This is a genomic window from Treponema denticola (assembly GCF_024181405.1).
In the GTDB taxonomy this organism is placed as follows: domain Bacteria; phylum Spirochaetota; class Spirochaetia; order Treponematales; family Treponemataceae; genus Treponema_B; species Treponema_B denticola_D.
This window is the reverse complement of record NZ_CP051302.1, coordinates 1,618,851-1,640,411: the sequence shown is the minus strand read 5'-3', so window position 1 is coordinate 1,640,411 and position 21,561 is coordinate 1,618,851. Positions and strand designations below refer to the sequence as shown.

General features: G+C 40.1%; 18 protein-coding genes and 1 pseudogene. 12 read left to right on the top strand and 7 right to left on the bottom strand.

What is annotated here, in order from left to right; translation table 11 throughout:
• Positions 1-51 precede the first annotated feature (51 nt).
• The gene (locus HGJ18_RS07755) at positions 52-1,110 is read left to right on the top strand and encodes a phospho-N-acetylmuramoyl-pentapeptide-transferase (RefSeq protein ID WP_253695470.1); all 1,059 of its coding nucleotides are present in this window, start codon (positions 52-54) and stop codon (positions 1,108-1,110) included.
• A gap of 19 nt (positions 1,111-1,129) precedes the next feature.
• Positions 1,130-1,843, top strand: a complete 714-nt coding sequence (locus HGJ18_RS07750) for a tRNA threonylcarbamoyladenosine dehydratase (RefSeq protein WP_253695468.1) — start codon at positions 1,130-1,132, stop codon at positions 1,841-1,843.
• Here HGJ18_RS07750 and HGJ18_RS07745 read toward each other — a convergent pair.
• A complete protein-coding gene (locus tag HGJ18_RS07745) occupies positions 1,809-3,626 on the bottom strand; it encodes a DNA topoisomerase IV subunit B (protein ID WP_253695462.1) in 1,818 nt (605 codons plus the stop codon). The two genes, HGJ18_RS07750 and HGJ18_RS07745, sit on opposite strands and share 35 nt — an antisense overlap.
• Positions 3,626-4,846, bottom strand: a complete 1,221-nt coding sequence (locus tag HGJ18_RS07740; protein ID WP_253695460.1) for a hypothetical protein — start codon at positions 4,844-4,846, stop codon at positions 3,626-3,628. Before HGJ18_RS07740 ends, HGJ18_RS07745 begins: the two co-directional genes overlap by 1 nt.
• Before the next feature lie 115 nt (positions 4,847-4,961).
• Between HGJ18_RS07740 and HGJ18_RS07735 the strand changes: the two genes are divergently transcribed.
• From HGJ18_RS07735 to HGJ18_RS07690, 10 genes and pseudogenes are all read left to right on the top strand, one after another.
• Positions 4,962-5,702, top strand: coding sequence for a copper homeostasis protein CutC (locus HGJ18_RS07735; RefSeq protein WP_253695458.1), 741 nt, complete (start codon positions 4,962-4,964; stop codon positions 5,700-5,702).
• A 179-nt stretch (positions 5,703-5,881) separates the two neighbouring features.
• Positions 5,882-8,365 (top strand): hypothetical protein, encoded by a 2,484-nt coding sequence (locus tag HGJ18_RS07730; RefSeq protein ID WP_253695457.1) that lies wholly within the window; start codon positions 5,882-5,884, stop codon positions 8,363-8,365.
• Positions 8,358-9,428, top strand: a complete 1,071-nt coding sequence (locus HGJ18_RS07725) for a glycosyltransferase family 2 protein (RefSeq protein ID WP_253695455.1) — start codon at positions 8,358-8,360, stop codon at positions 9,426-9,428. The genes HGJ18_RS07730 and HGJ18_RS07725 overlap by 8 nt, the downstream gene beginning before the upstream one ends.
• Positions 9,429-9,615: 187 nt before the next feature.
• Positions 9,616-9,915 (top strand): annotated as a pseudogene (locus HGJ18_RS07720) (PD-(D/E)XK nuclease family transposase); the annotation flags it as partial.
• 85 nt (positions 9,916-10,000) lie between these two features.
• Complete coding sequence (locus HGJ18_RS07715; RefSeq protein WP_002691028.1) at positions 10,001-11,458, top strand: methylaspartate mutase subunit E; 1,458 nt, start codon at positions 10,001-10,003, stop codon at positions 11,456-11,458.
• Between the two features lie 96 nt (positions 11,459-11,554).
• The gene (locus HGJ18_RS07710; RefSeq protein WP_253695453.1) at positions 11,555-12,793 is read left to right on the top strand and encodes a methylaspartate ammonia-lyase; all 1,239 of its coding nucleotides are present in this window, start codon (positions 11,555-11,557) and stop codon (positions 12,791-12,793) included.
• 105 nt (positions 12,794-12,898) lie between these two features.
• Positions 12,899-13,834, top strand: coding sequence for an ABC transporter substrate-binding protein (locus HGJ18_RS07705; protein WP_253695451.1), 936 nt, complete (start codon positions 12,899-12,901; stop codon positions 13,832-13,834).
• On the top strand, positions 13,834-14,853 hold the full coding sequence (locus tag HGJ18_RS07700; protein WP_253695439.1) for a FecCD family ABC transporter permease: 1,020 nt from the start codon (positions 13,834-13,836) through the stop codon (positions 14,851-14,853). Before HGJ18_RS07705 ends, HGJ18_RS07700 begins: the two co-directional genes overlap by 1 nt.
• A 5-nt stretch (positions 14,854-14,858) precedes the next feature.
• Positions 14,859-15,638 (top strand): ABC transporter ATP-binding protein, encoded by a 780-nt coding sequence (locus HGJ18_RS07695; protein ID WP_002667977.1) that lies wholly within the window; start codon positions 14,859-14,861, stop codon positions 15,636-15,638.
• A 141-nt stretch (positions 15,639-15,779) separates the two neighbouring features.
• Positions 15,780-17,225 (top strand): aminoacyl-histidine dipeptidase, encoded by a 1,446-nt coding sequence (locus tag HGJ18_RS07690; RefSeq protein ID WP_253695433.1) that lies wholly within the window; start codon positions 15,780-15,782, stop codon positions 17,223-17,225.
• A 182-nt stretch (positions 17,226-17,407) separates the two neighbouring features.
• On the opposite strand, the gene HGJ18_RS07685 is transcribed toward HGJ18_RS07690, so the two are convergent.
• The 5 genes from HGJ18_RS07685 to HGJ18_RS07665 form a co-directional block, all read right to left on the bottom strand.
• Positions 17,408-18,067, bottom strand: coding sequence for a DUF1361 domain-containing protein (locus tag HGJ18_RS07685; RefSeq protein WP_253695425.1), 660 nt, complete (start codon positions 18,065-18,067; stop codon positions 17,408-17,410).
• Between the two features lie 62 nt (positions 18,068-18,129).
• Positions 18,130-19,101, bottom strand: coding sequence for a metal ABC transporter substrate-binding protein (locus HGJ18_RS07680; RefSeq protein ID WP_253695423.1), 972 nt, complete (start codon positions 19,099-19,101; stop codon positions 18,130-18,132).
• Between the two features lie 93 nt (positions 19,102-19,194).
• A complete protein-coding gene (locus HGJ18_RS07675; protein WP_002667986.1) occupies positions 19,195-19,602 on the bottom strand; it encodes an acyl-CoA thioesterase in 408 nt (135 codons plus the stop codon).
• 14 nt (positions 19,603-19,616) lie between these two features.
• Positions 19,617-20,501 (bottom strand): 1-acyl-sn-glycerol-3-phosphate acyltransferase, encoded by an 885-nt coding sequence (locus HGJ18_RS07670; RefSeq protein ID WP_253695422.1) that lies wholly within the window; start codon positions 20,499-20,501, stop codon positions 19,617-19,619.
• Between the two features lie 19 nt (positions 20,502-20,520).
• Positions 20,521-21,555, bottom strand: coding sequence for a DUF7954 domain-containing protein (locus tag HGJ18_RS07665; RefSeq protein ID WP_253695420.1), 1,035 nt, complete (start codon positions 21,553-21,555; stop codon positions 20,521-20,523).
• Positions 21,556-21,561 lie beyond the last annotated feature (6 nt).

Genomic DNA, 21,561 nt, shown 5'->3' with positions numbered 1-21,561 from the left:
ATATAAACAATACAATAGACACAATCTATAAAAATTTGGTATAATATAAAAATGTTATACCATATTGCAGAACTGCTTGGTCCCTATTTCGGGCCGATGAGACTTTTACAATCCTATGCCGTTTTAATTTCTTTAGGCTTGTTTTTGGGCTTTTTAATAACGGTTTTACTCTTGCCTAAATTTTATTCTAAACTGCCGAAAGACAGAGGGCGGGAATTTACCGTAAATCCTGAAGCTGCTGTAGGAAAACCTACGGGAGCCGGCGTGGTGTTTATTTCCATCTTCGTGCTCTGCGTTTTTTTATTGATTACACCTACCATTACGCAGAGCCTTGTTTTGGTTATAACCTTTGCCGTTATGCTGACAGGCTTTTTAGATGACAGGTCCGAAAAGTCATGGGGAGAATATTTAAAGGGCGGCTTGGATTTTATTTTATCGGCCGTAACAGCCCTTGTTATTTTTTATATCTATTTTGAAGGAAGGGTTTCCTTTTGGATTCCCTTTACATCGAACCTTGTAGAAGTGCACCCTATTGTTTTCTTTGCCGTTTCCATAATTATTTTGTGGATTTCGATTAATACAACAAACTGTACTGACGGAGTTGACGGCCTTTCGGGAACCCTTATTCTGTTAGCCCTTGTTTCCCTCGGCATAGTTTTTTACTTTGTTTTGGGACATGTCAAGGTTGCGGCCTATCTTTTGGTTCCGAATATCAGCACTGGTGCAAAATGGGCTGTTATGATTTTTACCCTCTGCGGAGTTCTTACCGGCTATCTTTGGCATAATGCCTATCCGAGTAAGGTACTTATGGGAGATGCAGGTTCCAGAGCCTTGGGCTTTTTTATCGGTGTTCTGGTAATTATTTCACGGAACCCCTTTATCCTTTTGATGACGAGCGGCGTTATCCTCATAAACGGAGGAACGGGTATTTTAAAAGTGGTTATGCTCCGCTTTTTTAAAATCCGTATTTTTAAAAACATCAGGTTTCCTCTTCATGACCACATGAAAAAGAATTTGCAGTGGTCGCCGACTCAGGTTTTAATCCGATTTGTGATTATCCAAATTTTAATTACGATTGTGATTTTAGGAATTCTATTTAAGATTAGATAGGCTTATAATTTTTAGAACTATGAGTTTTTTATCGAGGTTTGAGCCTCTTTTAGGTTCTGAAAATTTAAAGAAAATTGAAGACGCACGGATTGCGGTTTTCGGTTTGGGAGGCGTGGGAAGCTATACTGCCGAGGCTCTTGCTCGAAGCGGGGTTGCCCAAAACGGGGCAGGGCAACTTATTTTGATTGACGGCGACAAGATAGAAGAAAGCAATATCAACCGTCAGCTTTATGCCCTTTATTCTACCATCGGAAAAGCTAAGACCGAAATTGCAATGGAGCGTATTGCCGATATAAATCCGGCATGTAAAATAAAAGCTGTAAGTTCCTTTATCCTGCCCGATAATTTTTATAAAATTTTAGGCGAAGATTTTTTTAAAAGGGTAGATTTTATAGTTGATGCCGTCGATACAATAGCCCTAAAACTTTTTCTTGCAGCCGAAGCCGAAAAAAATGAGGTACCGCTTATTTCGGCGATGGGCTGCGGAAACCGTCTAAACGCCGATTTTGAATTTGCAGATATTTACAGAACAAGTGTCTGCCCCCTTTGTAAAATAATGCGTACCGAGCTTAAAAAAAGGAATGTTAAGCACTTGAAGGTGCTTTATTCTAAAACCGAATGTACCGTAAAACAAAACCCTCCGGCTTCGGCTGCATGGGTGCCCTCAATCGCCGGACTTTTAATCGCCGGAGAGGTAATTAAGCGTCTATCTCGGCCAGAAGATTTTTCATGATAAATTTGCGGCGTTCGGGGGTGTTCTTGCCCATGTAGAATTCCAAAATTGAAGGAACTTTTTTTAGGGTTTGAACCGTTACGGGGAGGAGTTTTATATCCTGCCCGATAAATTGCCCGAATTCCTTTGGGCTTATTTCTCCCAAGCCCTTAAAGCGGGTAATTTCGGAAGAAGCCCCAAGGCGGCTTACGGCCTCATCTCTTTCTTTTTCGGAATAGCAATAGTTTGTCTCTTTTTTGGTGCGTACCCTGAATAGGGGAGTTTCTAAGATATGAACCCGTCCTGAGGTAACCAGCTCTTCAAAATAGCTTAAAAAGAATGTTAAAAGCAGGTTACGGATATGAAAGCCGTCGTTATCCGCATCAGTTGCGATTACGATTTTAGAGTAGCGCAAGCCCTCAATATCGTTTTCGATGCCCAGGGCCATCATCATATTATAAAGCTCGGCGTTTTTGTATATCTGAGCCCGTTTTTTGCCGTACATGTTTTCGGGTTTTCCTCGAAGAGAAAAAATTGCCTGCGTTAAAACATCCCTGCTTGAAACCATTGCCCCTGTAGCCGAGTCTCCTTCGGTGATGAAGATCATGGTGTCTTCACCGAATTTTCCGTCTCCTAAATGGAATTTACAGTCCTTTAATTTCGGAATCTTTATGGCAATTTTTTTTGCTGCTGCCTTTGCTTCTTTTTTTACCGTGTTAAGCTCGGTGCGGAGTTTTTCGTTGGCAATTATCTTGCTTTCAAGTTTTGCGGCAGAGTCCGCATTTTTTTGCAGCCATTCAACTACTGCCGACTTTGTATCGTTGACTATCCAAGAGCGTACCTCGGTGTTGCCTAGCTTGTTCTTTGTCTGGCTTTCGAAGACGGGAGCTTGAATTTTTACTGAAACGGCAGCACAGGTTCCCTCTCTTACGTCTTCGCTCTTATAGTTCTTTCTAAAATATTCGTTAATGCCTTTTAATAAGCCTTCCTTAAAAGCCGAAAGGTGGGTTCCGCCGTCGGAAGTGTATTGTCCGTTTACAAAGGAGTAGTAGGTTTCGCCGTAATTGTTTGTGTGCGAAAAAGCAAACTCAAGCTGTTTTTCCTTGAATCGGCAGACCTCATAAATTGTTGAAGCTCCTACATTGGATTCAAGCAAGTCCAAAAGACCGTTTTCGGATTTAAAAAGTTTTCCGTTAAAACTCAAGGTAAGGCCTGAGTTTAAATAGGCATAGTTCCAAATTCTTTTTTCGATAAAGTCCAAATTGAATTTATAGTCCCCGAAAATTTTTGTATCGGGAATGAATTCTACCAGAGTTCCGTTTTTGATTCCGGGCTTTGTGTTTCCGCTTTTTTCGCTTACAAGCTTTCCTCTTTCAAAGATTGCTTCGGCATATTTGCCGTCCCGCACGGCTACAACCCTAAAATGTTCCGAAAGGGCATTTACAGCCTTTGTTCCGACTCCGTTTAAGCCGACCGAAAACTGAAAGACATCATCGTTATATTTTGCACCGGTATTTATAACCGAAACACATTCTACCAATTTTCCTAAAGGAATACCCCGCCCGAAGTCGCGGACCGTTATCTTGTTTTCTTCTTGTTGAATCTCTATGCGGGAGCCGTTTCCCATTATAAACTCGTCTATCGAGTTGTCTATAACCTCTTTTACGAGGATATAGATACCGTCATCGGGATTTGAGCCGTCGCCTAAGCGGCCTATGTACATACCTGTTCTCAAACGGATGTGTTCAAGGGAGCTCAAGGTTTTTATTTTGGACTCATCGTAAACAGCTTTTTTTGTTGCCATTACTCTTCCTCCGTAACCTGTTCAGAGGTTTTATCCAAAAACTTTTCTTCAAGTCCGGCTGCGAAGTCTTTTAAATCGGCTATCTTAGCTTCCGAGTTTTTGATGGCCGTTTCAGAGTTGCCTATTTTCTTTTCGGCTTCCTTTATGGCGTTTTCGCAATTCTTGATTGTGCGGTTAAGATTTTGAATTTGATTTTCTTCCGCTCTAATTTTTTGCATTATCTCGCAAAATTCTATATTGTATTTTGTTTTGCTTATTTCTTTTAGGTATTTACCGGCCTTTTTTAGATATTCTGCATATTTTCCAAGTTCGACATCTGAAGGATTTTCCCCAAGAGCCGAATCTCCTTCCGGCGAGTAAAAATTTTCCGTGTATTTTAGACCGGCAGATTCCAAAATAAGGTCTATTTTTTCGTCTATTTCTTTTATTCTGCTTGTAAAGTTATCGATCCGTTTTTTTGAATTTTTGTCTGCACCGGCATCGGCTAATTTTTGAGTAACAAAGCCTGTTTCCTCATCTATCATTTTGAGGCGGCTTTCCGAATCGCTTAAGTCGGTACCGAGCTTTAAAATTTCTTCGAAAGTTTTTTTAAGTTCGGATGAAAGCTTATCTTCATCATAAAGAGCTTTTACTTCTTGAGAATTGTAAATATCTATATCCGATTTTGTTAAAATATTTTTAATCTTTTTTTCGGAATTTTTTACCTTTAATTCCTGGGAAGAAATCTTGCCCGAGATGCCGATCTTAGCAAAAAAGTTTGCATCCTTTTTCTCGGCGTTTAAGGTTTCTATTTTTTCTTGGGCCTCATGTATTTTTGCTTCTTCCGTGTGTATTTCGGCAGATAGAGAATCAAAAAGAGCTGCACACTGAGGCAAAAAATCTTTGTAAAGTTTGAGTAAAAAAACTCCCTTTATTTTTTCCGTTTCTTTTTTTGTATCCGAGAGCCTGTCTTTTATCTGTTTTTTAAAGCTGTCCAATTCTGAAAGGCGGGTATTGTTGTTTTTTATGTCCAAAACGCTTTCAGTACAAAATTTTCTTTCGTCATGCAGCTTTTGCCATTGAAGAAAATTTTCTTGAGAAACCCCGTTTGCTTCTGCAACAGGATCTGCCGTATCTTTGATGAGTTTATTTCCAAGCTGTTTATAAGCTTCCGTCAGTTTTGATTCAAGGTCTTTTAATTCCTTTAAAAGAACAGGGATTGTTTTATTACTCTTATTCATTTTTTCATTGTAACCTTTTATTTGTTTCTTGACAATAGCTTGTCTTTGATGTTGACATTTTCGTCTTCATTTTTTAAAATAGGAAAGGCCGTTAATGGCCAATAAGGGTATTTATATGAAAAATGTTAAAATAGAAATTTGTGCGGGATCCTTTGAGGATGCCGTCTTGGCGGAAAAGGTAGGAGCTTCAAGGATTGAACTTAATTCTTCTCTTTTTTTGGGAGGCTTGACTCCCTCTCTTGGAACCTTAAAGTTGGTTAAAAAGGAAACCCATCTTGAGGTTATGGCCATGGTAAGGCCCAGAGCAGCCGGTTTTTTTTATTCTTCTTATGAATATAAGACTATGCTTGAAGATGCAAAACTTTTTATAGATAACGGAGCAGACGGTCTTGTCTTCGGTTTTTTAAAAAAAGACGGAACCATCGATGAAAAACGGTGTGAAGCTTTGATAAAAATTGCAGGAAGCAGGGATAAGGTTTTTCACAGAGCCATTGATGTGGTCCCTGATCCCTTAAAGGCCCTGGATGAGCTTATTTCTTTAGGATTTACAAGAGTTTTAACGAGCGGGCAAGAGCCTACAGCCTATGAGGGTGCCGATTTAATTGCCAAAATGGTAAAACGTGCAAAAGGCCGAATCGAAATTTTACCCGGCGGCGGAATTACCGAAAAAAACGCTTCAAAAATAATCAAACTTACCGGTGTTGATCAGATTCATTTTGCAGCCCTAAAACGGAGAGAGGAACCGTCTACCAAGGCAAATCCTTCAATCTATTATGGAGGAGCCCTCTATCCGCCTGAGGACAGTATCGAGGTTGCCGGACTTGATGAGATGACAAAGGTCATAAAAAGCTTGTAATTTTTCCAAATTTTGCTTGGTATTTTAATTTTTTTGATGTATAATGGAAGAACAGAAGATGGGAGTAAACCGCTAAGGCTGTGTAAGCAATTTATAAATAAATGCAATTAAAAATTTTAGCGTTTTTTTCGTCCCTTGCGGTTATATTCAAAAATTGACCTTTGTTTTGGGAGGTTTTTATGAAAAAGACATTAATTTTTATTTTGATGATACTTGTTTTGATGGTGTCATCCTGTAATTTGTTTTTAAAAGAAGAATACGGCGAGCTTATTGTGAACTTTGACGGAACCCTGCCCGACGGTGCCAGAGCCTTGGATGCTAACGGGCTTCCCGTTCTTTCGTCTTCTCCTATGAAAATCAATATAATCAGAGAAGACGGCTACACGGTAACAAGAGAACTAAGTGCCGAAGAACCCAAGTCACTGGTTGAGCTTGTACCTATCGGTGAAAAGATAGAGATAATAGTTACGGCAATTAACCCATCCGGTCAATGGTCGGGAAGGGCTTCTCACACCGTAGCCTCAGGTCAGAATAAGGTAACCGTTCTCTTAAACAAAAAAATTTCAGGTTTAAACAATCTTTTGTTTACACAGAAAAAAATCAAGGTTTCGGGGCAAGATGCCTATGAGTTAAAATTCTACATGGGCGGAAAAGAAATTAATGCTCCCGTTTCAAATGAAGAGTACAGCTTTGGCCGCGACAGTAAGGGACGTCTTTATGTCAGATATAAACCCAACGATACCTATCTTGTCCGTTATACGAGTGAGGGTGAACTTGATGTCCATCCGGCAACAACGACGATCGAATTTCTCGCAAACGATTATACAACGGGGAAAATGTACGGGATAGGTGGAGGCTTAAAGGAAATAAATGAGAACGATTTGAGTTCTGGTACTGTTTCCGGTTCCCCTGCCTCTGTGAGCAAGCCTTTTGCCGTAGATAACGGCAGAGTTGCATGGCTGCGTGTAAGTAGCCCACCACCACCACTACCACCACTACCTCCTAACAACATAATAAATGCCGCAAGTTTGACCGGGGGATCTCATTCAGACATTCTGATTAATTCTCATATTGATATTCACCATTGCAAGCCATCAGAAGTAAAAGATATTTTTATCCGCGGCGATTATGTATATGTGCTTTTTAATACAGTTAATGAAAGTATAACATCAAGTGATCCTAACCTTTACTCTTTAGGCGGGGTTGTCCGCTATAATATAAACAATTTGGCGGGGAATCATGTAAAAATCGGTTTTTCAAACAGCGTAGGCTTTGAAAATCGGGCAGTGCCCGCCTCTTATTATTCCGAAAATTTTTACGGGGCGGTAAAGGTAATCGGTTTTGACGACGAAAACATCTACATAGCCGATGACGGCTTCGATGCCGTCGATACTCCCGCAGGTTCCCGGATCGTTAAAAACCGCAACCGTATAGCAGCCATTAATATTGCAACAAACGCTTTGAGTTTTAGTGATGCCGGGCCTGCAAAGTGGTATAACGAATGGAAAGAATGGCGAACGCCCAATACGAAGACTGTGGTGTGGGAATCTTTATATGACGGCTCCTCAAGAAGTGGGATGAATTACTATCAGGTAGAAAAAGGTGATGAGGACTTGTCAGGGGCTAATCCGTTTATAACTTCCAGCGTCCACGAGTCCAGCGGTGTTTTATATAGCGACGTATTTTGTTATGACAGCGCAGGAAATTTCTATGTTTCGGGTAAAGATAACAATGAAAAATTATACCGATATGTATTAGAAGATGACGGAAACTATGAGACTGACGGAGAAAAGGATATATCCGAGAAACCGACGACTATTGCAGTTTCCGTTTCGTCCGTACCTGACGATGCAGGAAAAACAATTTTGTTCTACTATTTTGAGTCCGGACATGGTCACAACATAGGGCGGCTTGCATGGTATACCGATGATTTTACTCATGCTGCCCAACAAAGGAACATAACACTCTCTGATTTAGGCCAGAATGATACCGTTACTGCAATGGCGGCAAATAAGGACGGCATTTTTGTTGCGGTAAAAACCGTAACGGGTAAGGATTCTCCCAATGAAAAATACAAGATTACGGTTAAAAAATATGCGCATCAATCGCTTGGCTCTCCGGCAATTATTAGTGCTGTTGAAACCGTAACCGTTGTTAATGAAACATCGACAAACTATCCTAATGTTGTGGTTCCTCCTTCTCATTGGACAGCGGAACAGGCAAACGCATACATCAATGAAGACCTCAATGCTCTCTATATTTCAGACGGCGTATTATACGGTCTTACAACTAACCAAAAGGGATATATAAAGGACATTTTTTCCAAAGCAACGGAGGTGTTTATAGGCGGTAAACTGCTTAAAATCGGGAATACCAAATCCCTTGGTTCTTATGTTGTTGTATTGTATAAAAACGACGGTCTTAGGCCTGCAACGTCTGGAGAATTCGCCCCCTACCGATTTATTGCAGTTAAGCCAAAGAAACTCGTTATAGCTTCCGACGGCTATTACGGTAAGGAAACGACTCCCAGAAATAAAAATAAGGTGTTTGTATTTGATATAGGAAACTGGGCTCATCCTGATGAAACGGTTACTCATGCTATAATCAATTTCTCAAAACAATTGAACTATTCCGGTGGCTCATTCATCTGGACAAGTGAATAGGCCCCTTATAAGTCTTTCCGTTCCGGTTTACGGAACGGAAAGCTCTTTGCCTGCTCTTTTGGATAGTATTTTAGCTCAGAACCTGCTGCTTAAAAACGCCGTTCAAAAGAGCGGCTTTTTTTCGAATAATAAAGATACCTTGCCCATAGAAGTGCTCATCGTAAATGATGGAAGTCCTGGCGGTGATGCTTTACCTAAAATCCTTAAACCCTATAAAAAAAAGTTTAAAAACCTCGGTATTACTCTGACTCTTTTGGAACACCGCAAAAATCTGGGACTTTTTGAAGCTCGCAGAACGGCGGCAAATGCCGCTTCCGGTTCCTACATTTTCTTTGCTGACCCGGACGATACCCTGCCCAGCGATTCTCTTTTGGTCTTTTATAATGGACTGCTTGCTTCCGGCAACGGAAATCTTTCCGATGCAGCCGATATTATTCACGGCAAAATGCGGCTGTCAGTTCCTCAGTTCGATACGGCAGATAAAAAAAATGCGGAAAGATTCGACGCTTTTTCAAAAAGCGTGCAGTCGATACATTCGGGTTTTCTTTCGGGAAACGAAGTTCTTGAAAATTTTTTAATTAAAAAAGAACACTCAGGTTTTTTATGTGCTAAACTATTTCGTACCAGCCTTTTACAAGAGGTATATGCCGAACTTCCCAATATTTTTTGTATTATGTCCGAAGACCTCTTGTTGTATTTTTTTGTGCTTTTAAAAAAGCCCTCGTACTACGGCATCGATTCTTTTGTATATAATTATATTAACGATACGGGTATATCTTCAGCTGTTCAAGTTACAAGCCTCGATCGCTGGGAAAAAATCTGCTCCGCTTCCTCTGTCTTTACCCTTATTTTTTCCTATATTCATGAGCATCCCCTTGACGAAAAATATATAGATGAATTACGCATCGCCTGCAATAACCAGCTTAAAAAAATTATAAGCAAATTGAAGCGTGACTTTACCGGCTGTCTCCAAGCCGAAGCCTACGCAATCCTCTGCGATTACTGGGGCGAAGACTATGTAAAACAAATTGAAAAAAGCATGAAGGATGAAGAACAAAAGTAAAAGTGAAAAAGTTGAAAAAATGAGATTTGACATCCCTCTGTTCACAATCTCAACTAAAGATTAAACTAAAAATTTGATAACAATGCGGGTTCTTAGGGGCGGAGCCCCTAAGCGGTTCTTTTGAAGATAGGAGAGGTTATAGGGGAGGAAAGAAAACCTGTTCTGTCGGGTTGTCTTTCTTCCCCTAACTGATGATGAGGAGGTACGTAATATGCTGGCACAAGAATCCCCTATGATGCGGAAGGCAAATTCCACTATTGAGTTAATGGAAATGAGTCCAAAAGAAAAATGGCTCTATGAAAACCGCATGAAATACGAACATGACAAGGCCTCTTGGAAACATGTGGGTTATCAAGAAGGTCTTGATAAAGGGGCTTACCAAAAAGCCCTTGAAACGGCAAAGATATTAAAACAGCTCGGTGATTCTGTAAAAAAAATAATGCAAGTCACCGGTCTCACAAAAGAAGAAGTAGAAGCGATTAATTAATTGGTAATCAATAAAAACCGTATTCCCTCTTGAAGCTATATCATCCTTGTGATACAATGGGGCACTATACTTTAGGAGCAAGAGTATGAGATGGAAAAATAAAAAAATACCCGAAGGGGAGTTTATGGAGATGCGAGAAGAAATTCTCCAAACATGGCCCACGGGAAAGGATGTTGACTTAAAAGAGTCTATCGATTATTTAAAGAAGATCCCGCCTGAAAAAAACTTTGCAATCAAACTTGAACAAGCGGACAAAGAAGGTATAACTACGGCCCAGCCTCGTGCCGGTGTTCCCCTGTTGGATGAACACATTAATCTATTGCAGTTTTTACAGGATGAAGGAGGCGCCGACTTTTTGCCCAGCACAATTGACGCTTATACGCGTCAAAACCGATATGAAGAGGGTGAAGCCGGTATTGAAGCTTCAAAAAAGGCAGGCCGCTCTCTTATGAACGGTTTCCCTGCCGTAAACTGGGGTGTAGGCCCCTGCCGTCAGGTTTTGGAAGCCGTAAATCTTCCCTTACAGGCAAGACACGGAACCCCCGATGCCCGTCTTCTTTCAGAGATCATTCATGCCGGAGGTTATACCTCTAACGAAGGCGGAGGTATAAGCTACAATGTTCCCTATGCAAAGGCCGTTTCAATTGAACACAGTATAATGTGTTGGCAATATGCCGACCGCCTCGTAGGATTTTATGAAGAAAACGGAGTCCACCTTAACAGAGAACCTTTCGGTCCCCTTACAGGAACCCTCGTTCCGCCTTCTGTTGCTATTGCAGTAGGCGTTATCGAAGCCCTACTGGCCGCTGAGCAGGGTGTAAAGAGCATTACCGTAGGTTACGGTATGTGCGGAAATATGACACAGGATGTTGCAGCCGTTATTTCTTTAAGAGAAATTACAAAGGACTATATGAAAAAGTTCGGCTACAAGGATATGTGCATCACCACGGTTTTCCATCAATGGATGGGAGGCTTCCCTGCCGATGAGTCCAGAGCCTATGGTCTTATCTCCTTGGGAAGTACCACAGCTGCTCTTTCCGGAGCTACAAAGGTAATCGTTAAAACTCCGCATGAAGCTTTCGGTATTCCTACCAAAGAAGCAAACGCAGGAGGCATCAAGGCTACCAAAATGGTTCTAAACCTTTTGAAGGGACAGCGTTATCCCGATTCAAGAATACTCGCCCAGGAAATTGAGCTTATCAAGGCAGAAACAAAGTGTATTATGGACAGAGTCTATGAGATAGGAGGCGGTGATTTGGTTGAAGGCACTATCAAGGCCTTTGAAGCCGGAGTAATCGACATTCCCTTTGCCCCCTCCCAGTACAATGCCGGAAAGGTAATGCCTGCCAGAGACAATGACGGATGTATCCGCTATCTGATGCCGGGAAATCTGCCCTTTACAAAGGACATTCTTGACTTTAACAGGGGAAAACTTGAAGAGAGGGCCAAGGCAGATAAGAGGGAGGTTGATTTCCAAATGTCGGTTGATGATGTTTATGCCGTAAGTTCCGGTGTTCTTGTAGGAAGACCGGCTAAACGATAAAATTCTTATTGTATATGTGCGCTTTGCAGCACACACTTGAAAAAACTTTTTTCGGAAACTGATGTTTCATGCAAAAAATTTTTATAGGAGAAGAAGATGAAAATTGTTGATGTTATTTGCGCAGAAGGCAAAACAGGTTTCTATTTTGATGACCAAAAGGCTATCAAGATGGGTGCAGGTCATGACGGATTTTTTTATACGGGGAAACCCGTAACCGAAGGCTTTACCTCAATCAGACAGGCAGGCGAAGCTATTTCCGTTATGTTTATTCTCGAAGACGGACAGGTTGCATACGGAGACTGTGCTGCAGTACAGTATTCCGGAGCCGGCGGACGTGATCCACTCTTTTTGGCAAAGGACTTTATTCCCGTAATTGAAAAGGATATAAAGCCCCTCTTTGTAGGAAAAGAAATTACAAACTTTAGGGAAATGGCTAAGACATTTGAGGAGCACAAGGTAAACGGAAAAAGAATGCACACAGCTTTACGCTACGGCATATCTCAAGCTATTCTTGATGCCGTTGCAAAGTCCCAGCACATAACGATGGCCGAAGTTGTTGTAAAAGAATACAAAACAGGCTGCCAAATAAAGAGAATTCCGATATTTACTCAGTCAGGCGATGACCGCTACTTAAATGCCGATAAAATGATTATAAAGCAGGCTGAAGTTCTCCCCCACGGTCTTTTTAACAATGTTGAAGAAAAAACCGGTAAAAACGGCGAAAAGCTTTTAGAATATGTTAAGTGGCTTAAAAACAGGGTCGAAACCATGAGAACTTGTAAAAACTACAATCCTATTTTCCATATTGACGTATACGGCACAATCGGAGACTTTACAAATAACGATGTTCCCAAGATGACAGCCTATCTTAAAACGCTGGAATCAGCAGCAGCTCCTTTTAAACTTAGAATCGAAGGTCCGATGGACATGGGCGACAGAGAAAAGCAAATGCAGGTACTTGCAGCCCTCACAAAGAGCCTTGACGATAACGGCGTAAAGGTAGAGCTTGTTGCCGATGAATGGTGCAATACCCTCGAAGACATTCAGTACTTTGCCGATAACCGTGCAGGCCACATGATTCAGATTAAAACCCCCGACCTTGGCGGAATCAACAACACGATCGAAGCTATCCTTTACTGCAAAGAAAAGGGTGTAGGCGCTTATTGCGGAGGAACTTGTAACGAAACCAACCGCTCGGCTGAGGTTATCGTAAACTGTTCCGTTGCCGCCGGAGCCGCCCAGCAGCTTGCAAAACCCGGTATGGGCGTTGACGAAGGCTACATGATCATCAATAACGAGATGAACAGAATTGTTGCCTTAGCCAATAGGAAGTAAAACTTTTTTCAGAGTATTGTCTTAAGTGTGTGCTTTGCTGTACACACTTAAAAACTTTTTTCAGGATTTGATAATCCTTCAAAAACTTTTTTAAGGAGTAGGTTTATGAAGAATTTTAAGAAAATTTTCTTTGTGCTGGCCATGCTTTTGGCTGCAGGCACCATGGTTTTTGCAGGAGGAGCAAAAGAAGCAAGCCTTCCCTCGATTGATTTAACGATGGATAGGGCAGGTGCTCCGATTACCTTACCTGCAAAGGTGGAAAGAATTGTTTCGATGGCTCCGTCTACTACGGAAATCCTTATTGATTTAGGTGTAGCCGACAAGATTATTGCTGCCGATACCAATACCCAAAAGGATGGGCTTTTAAAACAGAATATTCCGTATTTTGATATGATGAAGCCCGATGCAGAAAAACTGATTGCCCTAAAACCGGATGTAGTTTTTATCTCAGGGATGTCGAATGCAAAAGGTAACACTCCTTTTTCTCCCTTAATTGATGCCGGTATCTGTGTTGTCAACATTCCTTCATCTTCGAGTATCGAGGCCATTTATCTTGATATTGCATACATAGCTGCCGTCGTAAAACAGGAAGGAAACGGAGCAAAAATTATTGCAAACATGAAAAAGGAAATAGAAGCTGTACGAAAAAAGGGTGCTTCTATTGCTCAAGATAAAAAGAAAACCGTTTACTTTGAAATAGGGGCCGCACCTTATATGTACAGTTTGGGAACAGGAACCTTTATCAATGAGATGATAGAAATTATCGGAGCTCAAAATATTCTTGCCGATCAACAAAAGTGGGTATCAGTTTCCGATGAAATGGTTTTGGCTAAGGATCCTGATGTAATTTTGACCAATGTAAATTATATACCTAATCCGATTGATGAAATAATGGCCAGATCAGGCTGGGCTTCTCTTAAAGCTGTAAAGGGCAAAAAGGTTTTCGGTATTGATACAAATTCTTCTTCAAGACCTAACCATAACATTATAAAGGCCTTAAAAGAAATGGCTAAAGCCGTCTATCCCGAAATCTATAAATAATGAAACTTCAATTCAAGCTTGCAGGCTCGATTGCTGCCTGCATCCTTGTTCTAATCTTGGGGATAGGAATAGGTTCTGTCTTTGTTCCGCCCCAAGATATTATCAAAATCATATTTTCAAAAATAACTCAAAAAGAAATTTCATGTATTGAATCGACCTTTGTTGCAATAGTTTGGAATGTGAGACTGCCTAGGGTTCTGGTCGCTTTTTTGGCAGGCGGTTCCCTTGCCGTAAGCGGGGCCGTAATGCAAAGCATCTTAAAGAACCCTCTGGCTTCTTCTTATACAATGGGTGTTTCATCCGGCGCCGCCTTAGGAGCGGCTCTGGTAATTTTAACAGGATTCACTCTTCCTTTAATACCCGCTTTTACTCTTCCTCTTGCAGGAACTCTTGCAGGTCTTCTTACAGTTTATGCCTCGGTTAAAGTTGCGGCCTTGGTTGATAGGAATTTTGAAAACTCGACGATTATTTTAACAGGTATAGTTTTTTCTCTTTTTATAAACGGAATTATAACCATCATAATCGCCCTTAACAGGGACGGAATGGCCCGCCTGATATTTTGGCAGATGGGAAGCTTTGCAAGTCAAAATATAAAAAACTTTAACGTGTTATTGCCTATCTGTGCTGCCGCAACCTTGATTCTTACAAGTCTTTCACACGAGATGGATTTGCTTACCTTCGGCGAGGAGCAGGCTAAGACTATGGGAGTAGATACAAAAAAAGTTAAATGGATTCTTTTGTTTTTAGCCTCAGCCCTTACGGGAACAGTAATTTCATTTGTAGGCATAATCGGTTTTATCGATTTGATTTCTCCTCATATTGTGCGTAAGCTCGTTGGTGCAAGACATAAGATAGTGATCCCCTTGTCCTTTTGTATAGGAGGCACTGCGATGGTTCTATGCGATATGACGGCAAGAACTATTTTATCCCCCCAAGAGCTTCCGGTGGGTGCAATCACTGCCCTCGCAGGTGCCCCGTTTTTTTGCTATGTCTATTTTAAGGGACGGAGGAGGGCTTAACTTTTATGGACTATCCTTTAATAAATGTAAAATCGGTTTATGCCGGATATTCAAAGACTCCCGTTTTAAAAGATATTTCCTTTTCGGTTTTAAAAGGAGACAGCCTTTGTGTTTTGGGCCCTAACGGCTGCGGAAAAACGACCCTCTTAAAAACTCTTGCCGGTCTTATCGGCTATTCGGGTGAAATTCTTTTAAACGGTCAAAACTTAAAAAATATCAAACGCAAGGATATAGCAAAAAAAATAGCCGTTTTAAGTCAAGTTTCTTCCATATATTTTTCATATTCCGTCTATGATACCGTTATGATGGGAAGATATGCCCATAGAGAAGGCAGCTCTTTTCTTTCAGTCTCAAAAAAAGACAGGGCCTATGTAGAAAAATGTTTAAGGGCTGTAGACATTTGGAATTTGCGAGAGAAGAAAATAGATGAACTTTCAGGCGGTCAGCTTCAGCGTGTTTATCTGGCCCGCACTCTTGCCCAAGAACCCGAACTTATCTTACTGGATGAACCTACAAATCATCTGGATTTAAAGGCTCAAACCGAGCTTATTCTTTTTTTAAAAGAGATTTGTAAAAAAGAAGCTAAAGCCGTCATCGGAGTCTTCCACGATATAAACCTAGCCCTTCAATTTGCAGATAAACTTATTTTTTTAAAAGACGGGATAATACAAGCCTCAGGAAAAAAAGATAAGGTTTTAAATAGAGAGATTTTACAATCCGTTTACGGGATGGATGTAGCCGAATGGATGAAAGATTCTTTTAATTTATGGCTTAGAGCTTTTTAGCTTAGAGGAATCTTTCTGTCAACCGCTTTTTATCAGCTTATTTCTTTGAGACTATCTGTTCTGTTGCCGGTATCCTGATTGTTTTTTTTTATATTTTATAATATACTACTAGTCTATAAAATAAATAATTTGGAGGTAATAATGAACCCATTGCAGAACACTGAACCTAAGGAAGTATTTAAATGGTTTTACGAAATCTCTCAGGTACCGAGAGGTTCGGGAAACGAAAGAGCTATCAGCGATTTTCTTGTAAAATTTGCAAAAGATAGAAATCTTGAAGTACATCAAGATAAGGCTATGAATGTTATAATAAAGAAGCCCGGAACTGCCGGCTATGAAAAATCTCCTACAGTTATTATTCAGGGCCACATGGATATGGTTTGTGAGAAGGATGCTTCCTCAAACCATGATTTTTTAAAGGATCCTATTAAATTCGTTGTAAAGGGAGAAATGCTCTATGCCGATAAGACAACCCTTGGAGGAGATGACGGTATAGCAGTCGCATACGCTCTTACCGTCCTTGACTCAAAGGATATTCCCCATCCGCCACTCGAAGTTTTGATTACGACTGAAGAAGAAACGGGGATGGGCGGAGCTATGGCTCTTACCGATGAACATCTGCAAGGAACACGCCTTTTAAATATAGATTCGGAAGAAGAAGGCGTCTTTTTGGTAAGCTGCGCAGGCGGATCCAATATTAATGTTTTTTTCGATATAAAGAAAGAGCCGGCCAAGGGAACATTCTTAAAAATCACCGTCGGAGGTCTTCTCGGAGGACATTCAGGTATCGAGATAAACAAGCAGAGAGCCAACTCAATTAAACTTTTGGGAAGAATTCTGTATAACATCAAGCAAAACGAAAAAATCAATATAGTAGAAATTTCAGGCGGTTCAAAACACAATGCCATTGCAAAGGATGCCCATGCTGTTATAGCGGTTGAAAATAAGGAAGCCGTTTTGAAGATTGTCGAAAAACTTGCTGCCGATTTTAAGGGCGAATACAGAGCCGTTGACAAACTTTTAACTGTTACGGCAAATGAAACGCAGAATTCTTCAGGCCAAATGTTTACAAAAGAGCTTACCTTAAATCTAATTGATTTTATGGCAAGTATTCCCAATGGTGTTCAATATATGAGCATGGAAATTCCCGGCCTTGTTCAAACAAGTTTAAATAACGGAGTTTTGGAAGAAATCGATGGAAGAATCAAATTTACAACCTCTGTACGAAGCAGCGTAAAGAGTGCCTTGGATGAAATTGTGGATATCCTTAGAATCCAAGCCGAGCACTGCGGAGCCGAATTCAAAAAGGTTTCGGAGTATCCCGCTTGGGAGTACAGTCCCGATTCTCCTGTACGCGATGCTGCCGTCAATGTTTACAAAAAGCTTAACAAAAAAGAACCCGTTATTACGGCAATACACGCAGGGCTTGAATGCGGTCTTTTAAAGAAAACCCTTCCCAATGTCGATGCTTTAAGTTTCGGGCCCAATTTGTATGATGTTCATACTCCTAACGAACACATGGACATTGCCTCTGTAGAACGTGTATGGAAGTTCTTGCAGGCCTATTTGGCTGAATTAAAGAATTAGAAATAAGGCATAAAAATTGCGGCCTAAGCCGAGGCAGGCTTAGTAAAAACTAAAAAGGGGCATGAAGTCATGCCCCTTATGGGAGTTGTGCTTTGAACCGCCTAAGACGGATACTCACATCTCCCTCTTAATATAATTCTAACATAATTATTGCAATTGTCAAGTAAAATAATCCTAAAAATTTAAATTTTTTTCTCGCCAAAGCTCTTGTACGATATATAAAGCAGGTTAAAGAGTGTCCCCAGTAAAAGAATAAAGGCCCATGTTCTTGCATGTATAAAGGGATTTTTTATCGGCAAAAAAAGGTCTGATAGAACGGAACTTAAATTCGTTACAAGATCCCATGAATTCCACCTTAAAAATCTTCCCAGATAGATGCCGAAAGCTGAAAGATATATCACAAAAATCGAAAAAATTTGCGGATACTTTATATTAAAAAGTTTTTGAATCTTGGCTTCGATAAAATCCAAACTTACAAAACCGTAAAAAAGACCTGCAAAGCTGTAAGAAAACAACAGGATTAAATCATACCAGCGCATTGTTGAAGCTGCCGTTTTTAGATGGATAAAATCTGTTACAATATAAAGAGCATTGGGAAAAAACAGAAGCCAGATAGTCATAAAAACAATAAAAATTATTTTGTTATTGTTTTTTGATAGGTATAGCGTTGAAGAGATAAGCCATGGTACAAAGGCCAAAAATAAGTTCCAGACCAAAAAAAGTAAAAAATAGTTTTCTGCTATAAAAATTCTACATACCGATAAAAAAATACAGAAAAAAGACAAGAACATCAAGGCAAAGGTACTTTTAATTCGGAATATATTTTTAAAGTAATGTCTCATTTATTCTCCAACAAAAAGAGCCGGGCGGTCTTTAAAAAAATCAAAAGACCCGCCCGTTCCTTTTATTTTAAATTTTCATATATGCGCATTAAATTTGTTTTCATGCGTTCAAGATAGCCTTTGTTATCTTCAGGGCTTTCGATTGTGTAAATTTTTTCAACCTTGGCTCCAAGCTCTGTTGCAAGTGTTTTTGAAACAAGGGGGCTTGCCGCTTCTTCCGTAAAGATAACCCTTACATTGTGCTCTCTGCAATATTCGACAAGTTTTGCAAGTTCTTTCGGATTCGGTTCGTTTTCATTAAAGATATCGGTTACGGAATTTTGCTTCAAGTCAAAATCTCTGCAAAGATATCCGAAGGCTGCGTGTCCCGTTACAAAGTGCTTGTTTTTTACTTTAGAAAATTTCTCGATATATTCTTTTAAAAGTTCGTCAAGCTCAGCAATGTATTTACTTGCATTTTCTTTATAGCTTTTTGCATTTGCAGGGTCAGCCGTAGTCAGAGCATTTTCAATATTTTTAACCATAATTTTTGCAGAAGAGAGGCTGAGCCATGTATGAGGATCGAATTCTCCGTGATGGCAATGTTCATGCCCCTTACCGTGTTTGTGCTGCCCGGCACAGGCTTCGCAGTCGCAGTCTTCTCCATGTTCATCATGGTTATGATGTCCCGCCTTGATTGCTTCTATTCCGCTGCTAGCCTCGACCATAATCAGCTTTTTGTTGTTGACCGCTTTTACGGCTTCATCAAGCCAAAACTCCATACCCAGCCCGTTATAGATTAAAATATCGGCCTTCGATAAAAAAGCAAGGTCTTTAGCTTTTGGTTCAAAGTCGTGAGCTTCCATTCCCGGCGGGATGATAACCGAAATATTAACCTTATCCCCTGCAACTGCCTGAGTCAACTCTTTCATTGCATCGAAGGTAACGGCAACATTTTTTTTGCCGTTATCGGGAATTTCCTTTGCTCCCATCGCAAAGAGATTTACCGATGAAAGGATAGCAATAAATAAACATGTTTTTAAAATAGATTTCATATAAACTCCAAAATTCCATATTTTTTTAAGACGGAATAGAATATAATACTGTGCCGAAATTAAGTCAATAAAAAATAAGCTAAAATTAACTTTTTATGGCTGAAGCTCGGGCTCCAGCCCCGGGACCAAGTATTTTTCGGGTATTTTAACGGGACGTCCGGTGCTGTCCACACAGGCCCACGTTACCTTTGCCTCTGCACAGACTTTACCTTCTTCATTTTTTATAACCTGCAAAAAGGTTCCGGAAACCTTACCCAAATCGATGTGAGTAACCTCAATGGCCAGTTTATCGTAAAGTTTGGCAGAGTGCTTGTATTTAATATCTATGTGGGATACATAGAGCATGTAGCCTTCTTCAATCATCCCTACATAATCAAAACCTATTTTTTTTAAAAACTGCATTCTGGCATGTTCCAGATAGTTTAGGTAAACCGAGTTGTTTACATGATTATAAGCGTCAAGCTCGTAGCTTCGAACTTCTACATAGAACGTATGCGTCACAATCTTCTCCTATTTTAGTTTAGCCGTCCGATTTCGTTTGCTTCGTGCATCTTTTCAAGGTCTGCCATTACCTGATCAACTACGGCCTGCTTTTTATCTATGCCTGTAAGGTCTTGATGTTCAGCCTTTACTTTTTCTCTATATTCTTCACAGTTTATGACGGGGCTTGCATCAAAGATGAGCCTATCCTTCCAAACAGTATCCTCGGTCATATCTCCCGAATCCGAAATACGCAAACAGTTTCCGTTACTTGAAACCAAGAGCATTATATCGGACATTTTAATATAGGAATCTATTTCTTTTACACCTTTTTTTGTTTCGGGTTTTCCGGGGCGGTATCGGGTTCCTGCAGGATATACAAGAATTACCCTTCCTTCTTCTTTTGCTTTTTCAAGTGCCCGCATTGAAGCAAGGTTTATCATCTTGCTCCGTTTTAATTCTTCTGCCAAAACTTCAGGGTCTTTAATCGATTTGATGGAACGGCTGGGATAGATATAAATGCGGTCATAGGCGCTTGCAAAGGCTGCAACATATGGATTGTCTTCTCCCAGTTTTAGCCCGGCCATTGCGATGCATTTTTCGGCAAGCTCCGTTCCTTTAGTACCGGTTTTTTTCATTAAATTTATAAAAGCCGGATAATCCATATTGCTGTAGTGTTCTGCAAGGATTATGCCTTTTTTTCCCTTATTTACCTCATCTAAAAATTCTTTCAAGTGTTCGGGATGCCTAAACTCCGAATTTTCAAGGGCGAGATCGTCTACCATGTCATCAAGAATTTTAGACAGGGCGGGATTTCCCTTTTGTAATACATTTTCGGGCGTAACTTCCGGATTTTTCATCGTGTGTTTTGCAATTTCAGGTAAAATGTCTTTTACATATTCCATTAAAGTTTGCTGCATTTTGCACCTCCATAAATTTTTAAAATAAGCCGTCAAAATAGTCTTTGTATTTTTGATACGAAGATTTATCGACGGTCAAGCTTACTACAGTATATTTTGATTTTTCTTTTTTTATTACCAATTTAATATCGTGTTTGACGCTTTTTGTTTCAAGATCATAGACGCTGTTTATGATTTTAAATTTTTGCTTGGAACCTGTTATATTTGTATTTTTTGCTAGCACCTTAGAAGCCTCTCCCGACGAAGAAAAATATCTTATCAAAAAATCGGTTTCCTTTCCGCTTATATCAGGGACAGGTTTTAAATCTACCGTATTTATGTTTAAAAAAGCTTCGTTTCCCATTAAAAAAGAATTGTCTGCTATCTGCTTCCATTGGCTGTCCAACGAAAGTTTAACTCCGTCAACAGTTTTTGTTTCTTTTTTTGCCTTGGAGTTTAAAACGAATTTGGACTCAAGCGGTTTAGCATCTTCGAGAGGTTTAAAATCAAAAAAAGTTTTTTCGTCCCTGATTTTTCCCATTTCGACCAACTCAAATGCTTTTTCCTTATTGGAATCTAAAATTTCTTTTACATGAAAAAGGGGAATGTAGGACTGGAATTTTACTTCGCTTTCCCCTCCGAATTGTTCTTCATCTACTATTTTAGAACCGGTTTTTATTATAAGGCTTTCAATCAAATTTTGAGACTTCCACGCGTAGAGTTTCGGGAGCATTCCCATAAGATAGTTTACCGCATAGGTGTAGGCCGGATCGGTGTTAATACCCGAAATATTGTTTTGGCCTGTAATTACGAATTCTCCGTTTAGAATTTCCCCGCTAAATAGAACTTTTGCAACAGTTCTTCCGTTTGAAGTGTATACAAAACTGCCTATCGTATTATCGTTGTAATATAAAAAGCCGGCCCATGTCGGTTCTTTCCACGAAAGGTCCTGATAAATAAGGTAATCTCCCGATTCCGTTCCCTCCCATGCCGATTTTTCTTCGGCTATGAGCTTAAAACCTTCTGCCGTGAAGAGAAAAAAAAGTAGAAAACCAAAACTTAAAATTTTTTTCATTTAAAA

Excerpts from the sequence above, each read along its gene's own strand:
- HGJ18_RS07755 (WP_253695470.1), top strand. The coding sequence starts at position 52 with ATGTTATACCATATTGCAGAACTGCTTGGTCCCTATTTCGGGCCGATG.
- HGJ18_RS07750 (WP_253695468.1), top strand. The coding sequence starts at position 1,130 with ATGAGTTTTTTATCGAGGTTTGAGCCTCTTTTAGGTTCTGAAAATTTA.
- HGJ18_RS07745 (WP_253695462.1), bottom strand. The coding sequence starts at position 3,626 with ATGGCAACAAAAAAAGCTGTTTACGATGAGTCCAAAATAAAAACCTTG.
- HGJ18_RS07740 (WP_253695460.1), bottom strand. The coding sequence starts at position 4,846 with ATGAATAAGAGTAATAAAACAATCCCTGTTCTTTTAAAGGAATTAAAA.
- HGJ18_RS07735 (WP_253695458.1), top strand. The coding sequence starts at position 4,962 with ATGAAAAATGTTAAAATAGAAATTTGTGCGGGATCCTTTGAGGATGCC.
- HGJ18_RS07730 (WP_253695457.1), top strand. The coding sequence starts at position 5,882 with ATGAAAAAGACATTAATTTTTATTTTGATGATACTTGTTTTGATGGTG.
- HGJ18_RS07715 (WP_002691028.1), top strand. The coding sequence starts at position 10,001 with ATGAGATGGAAAAATAAAAAAATACCCGAAGGGGAGTTTATGGAGATG.
- HGJ18_RS07710 (WP_253695453.1), top strand. The coding sequence starts at position 11,555 with ATGAAAATTGTTGATGTTATTTGCGCAGAAGGCAAAACAGGTTTCTAT.
- HGJ18_RS07705 (WP_253695451.1), top strand. The coding sequence starts at position 12,899 with ATGAAGAATTTTAAGAAAATTTTCTTTGTGCTGGCCATGCTTTTGGCT.
- HGJ18_RS07700 (WP_253695439.1), top strand. The coding sequence starts at position 13,834 with ATGAAACTTCAATTCAAGCTTGCAGGCTCGATTGCTGCCTGCATCCTT.
- HGJ18_RS07695 (WP_002667977.1), top strand. The coding sequence starts at position 14,859 with ATGGACTATCCTTTAATAAATGTAAAATCGGTTTATGCCGGATATTCA.
- HGJ18_RS07690 (WP_253695433.1), top strand. The coding sequence starts at position 15,780 with ATGAACCCATTGCAGAACACTGAACCTAAGGAAGTATTTAAATGGTTT.
- HGJ18_RS07685 (WP_253695425.1), bottom strand. The coding sequence starts at position 18,067 with ATGAGACATTACTTTAAAAATATATTCCGAATTAAAAGTACCTTTGCC.
- HGJ18_RS07680 (WP_253695423.1), bottom strand. The coding sequence starts at position 19,101 with ATGAAATCTATTTTAAAAACATGTTTATTTATTGCTATCCTTTCATCG.
- HGJ18_RS07670 (WP_253695422.1), bottom strand. The coding sequence starts at position 20,501 with ATGCAGCAAACTTTAATGGAATATGTAAAAGACATTTTACCTGAAATT.
- HGJ18_RS07665 (WP_253695420.1), bottom strand. The coding sequence starts at position 21,555 with ATGAAAAAAATTTTAAGTTTTGGTTTTCTACTTTTTTTTCTCTTCACG.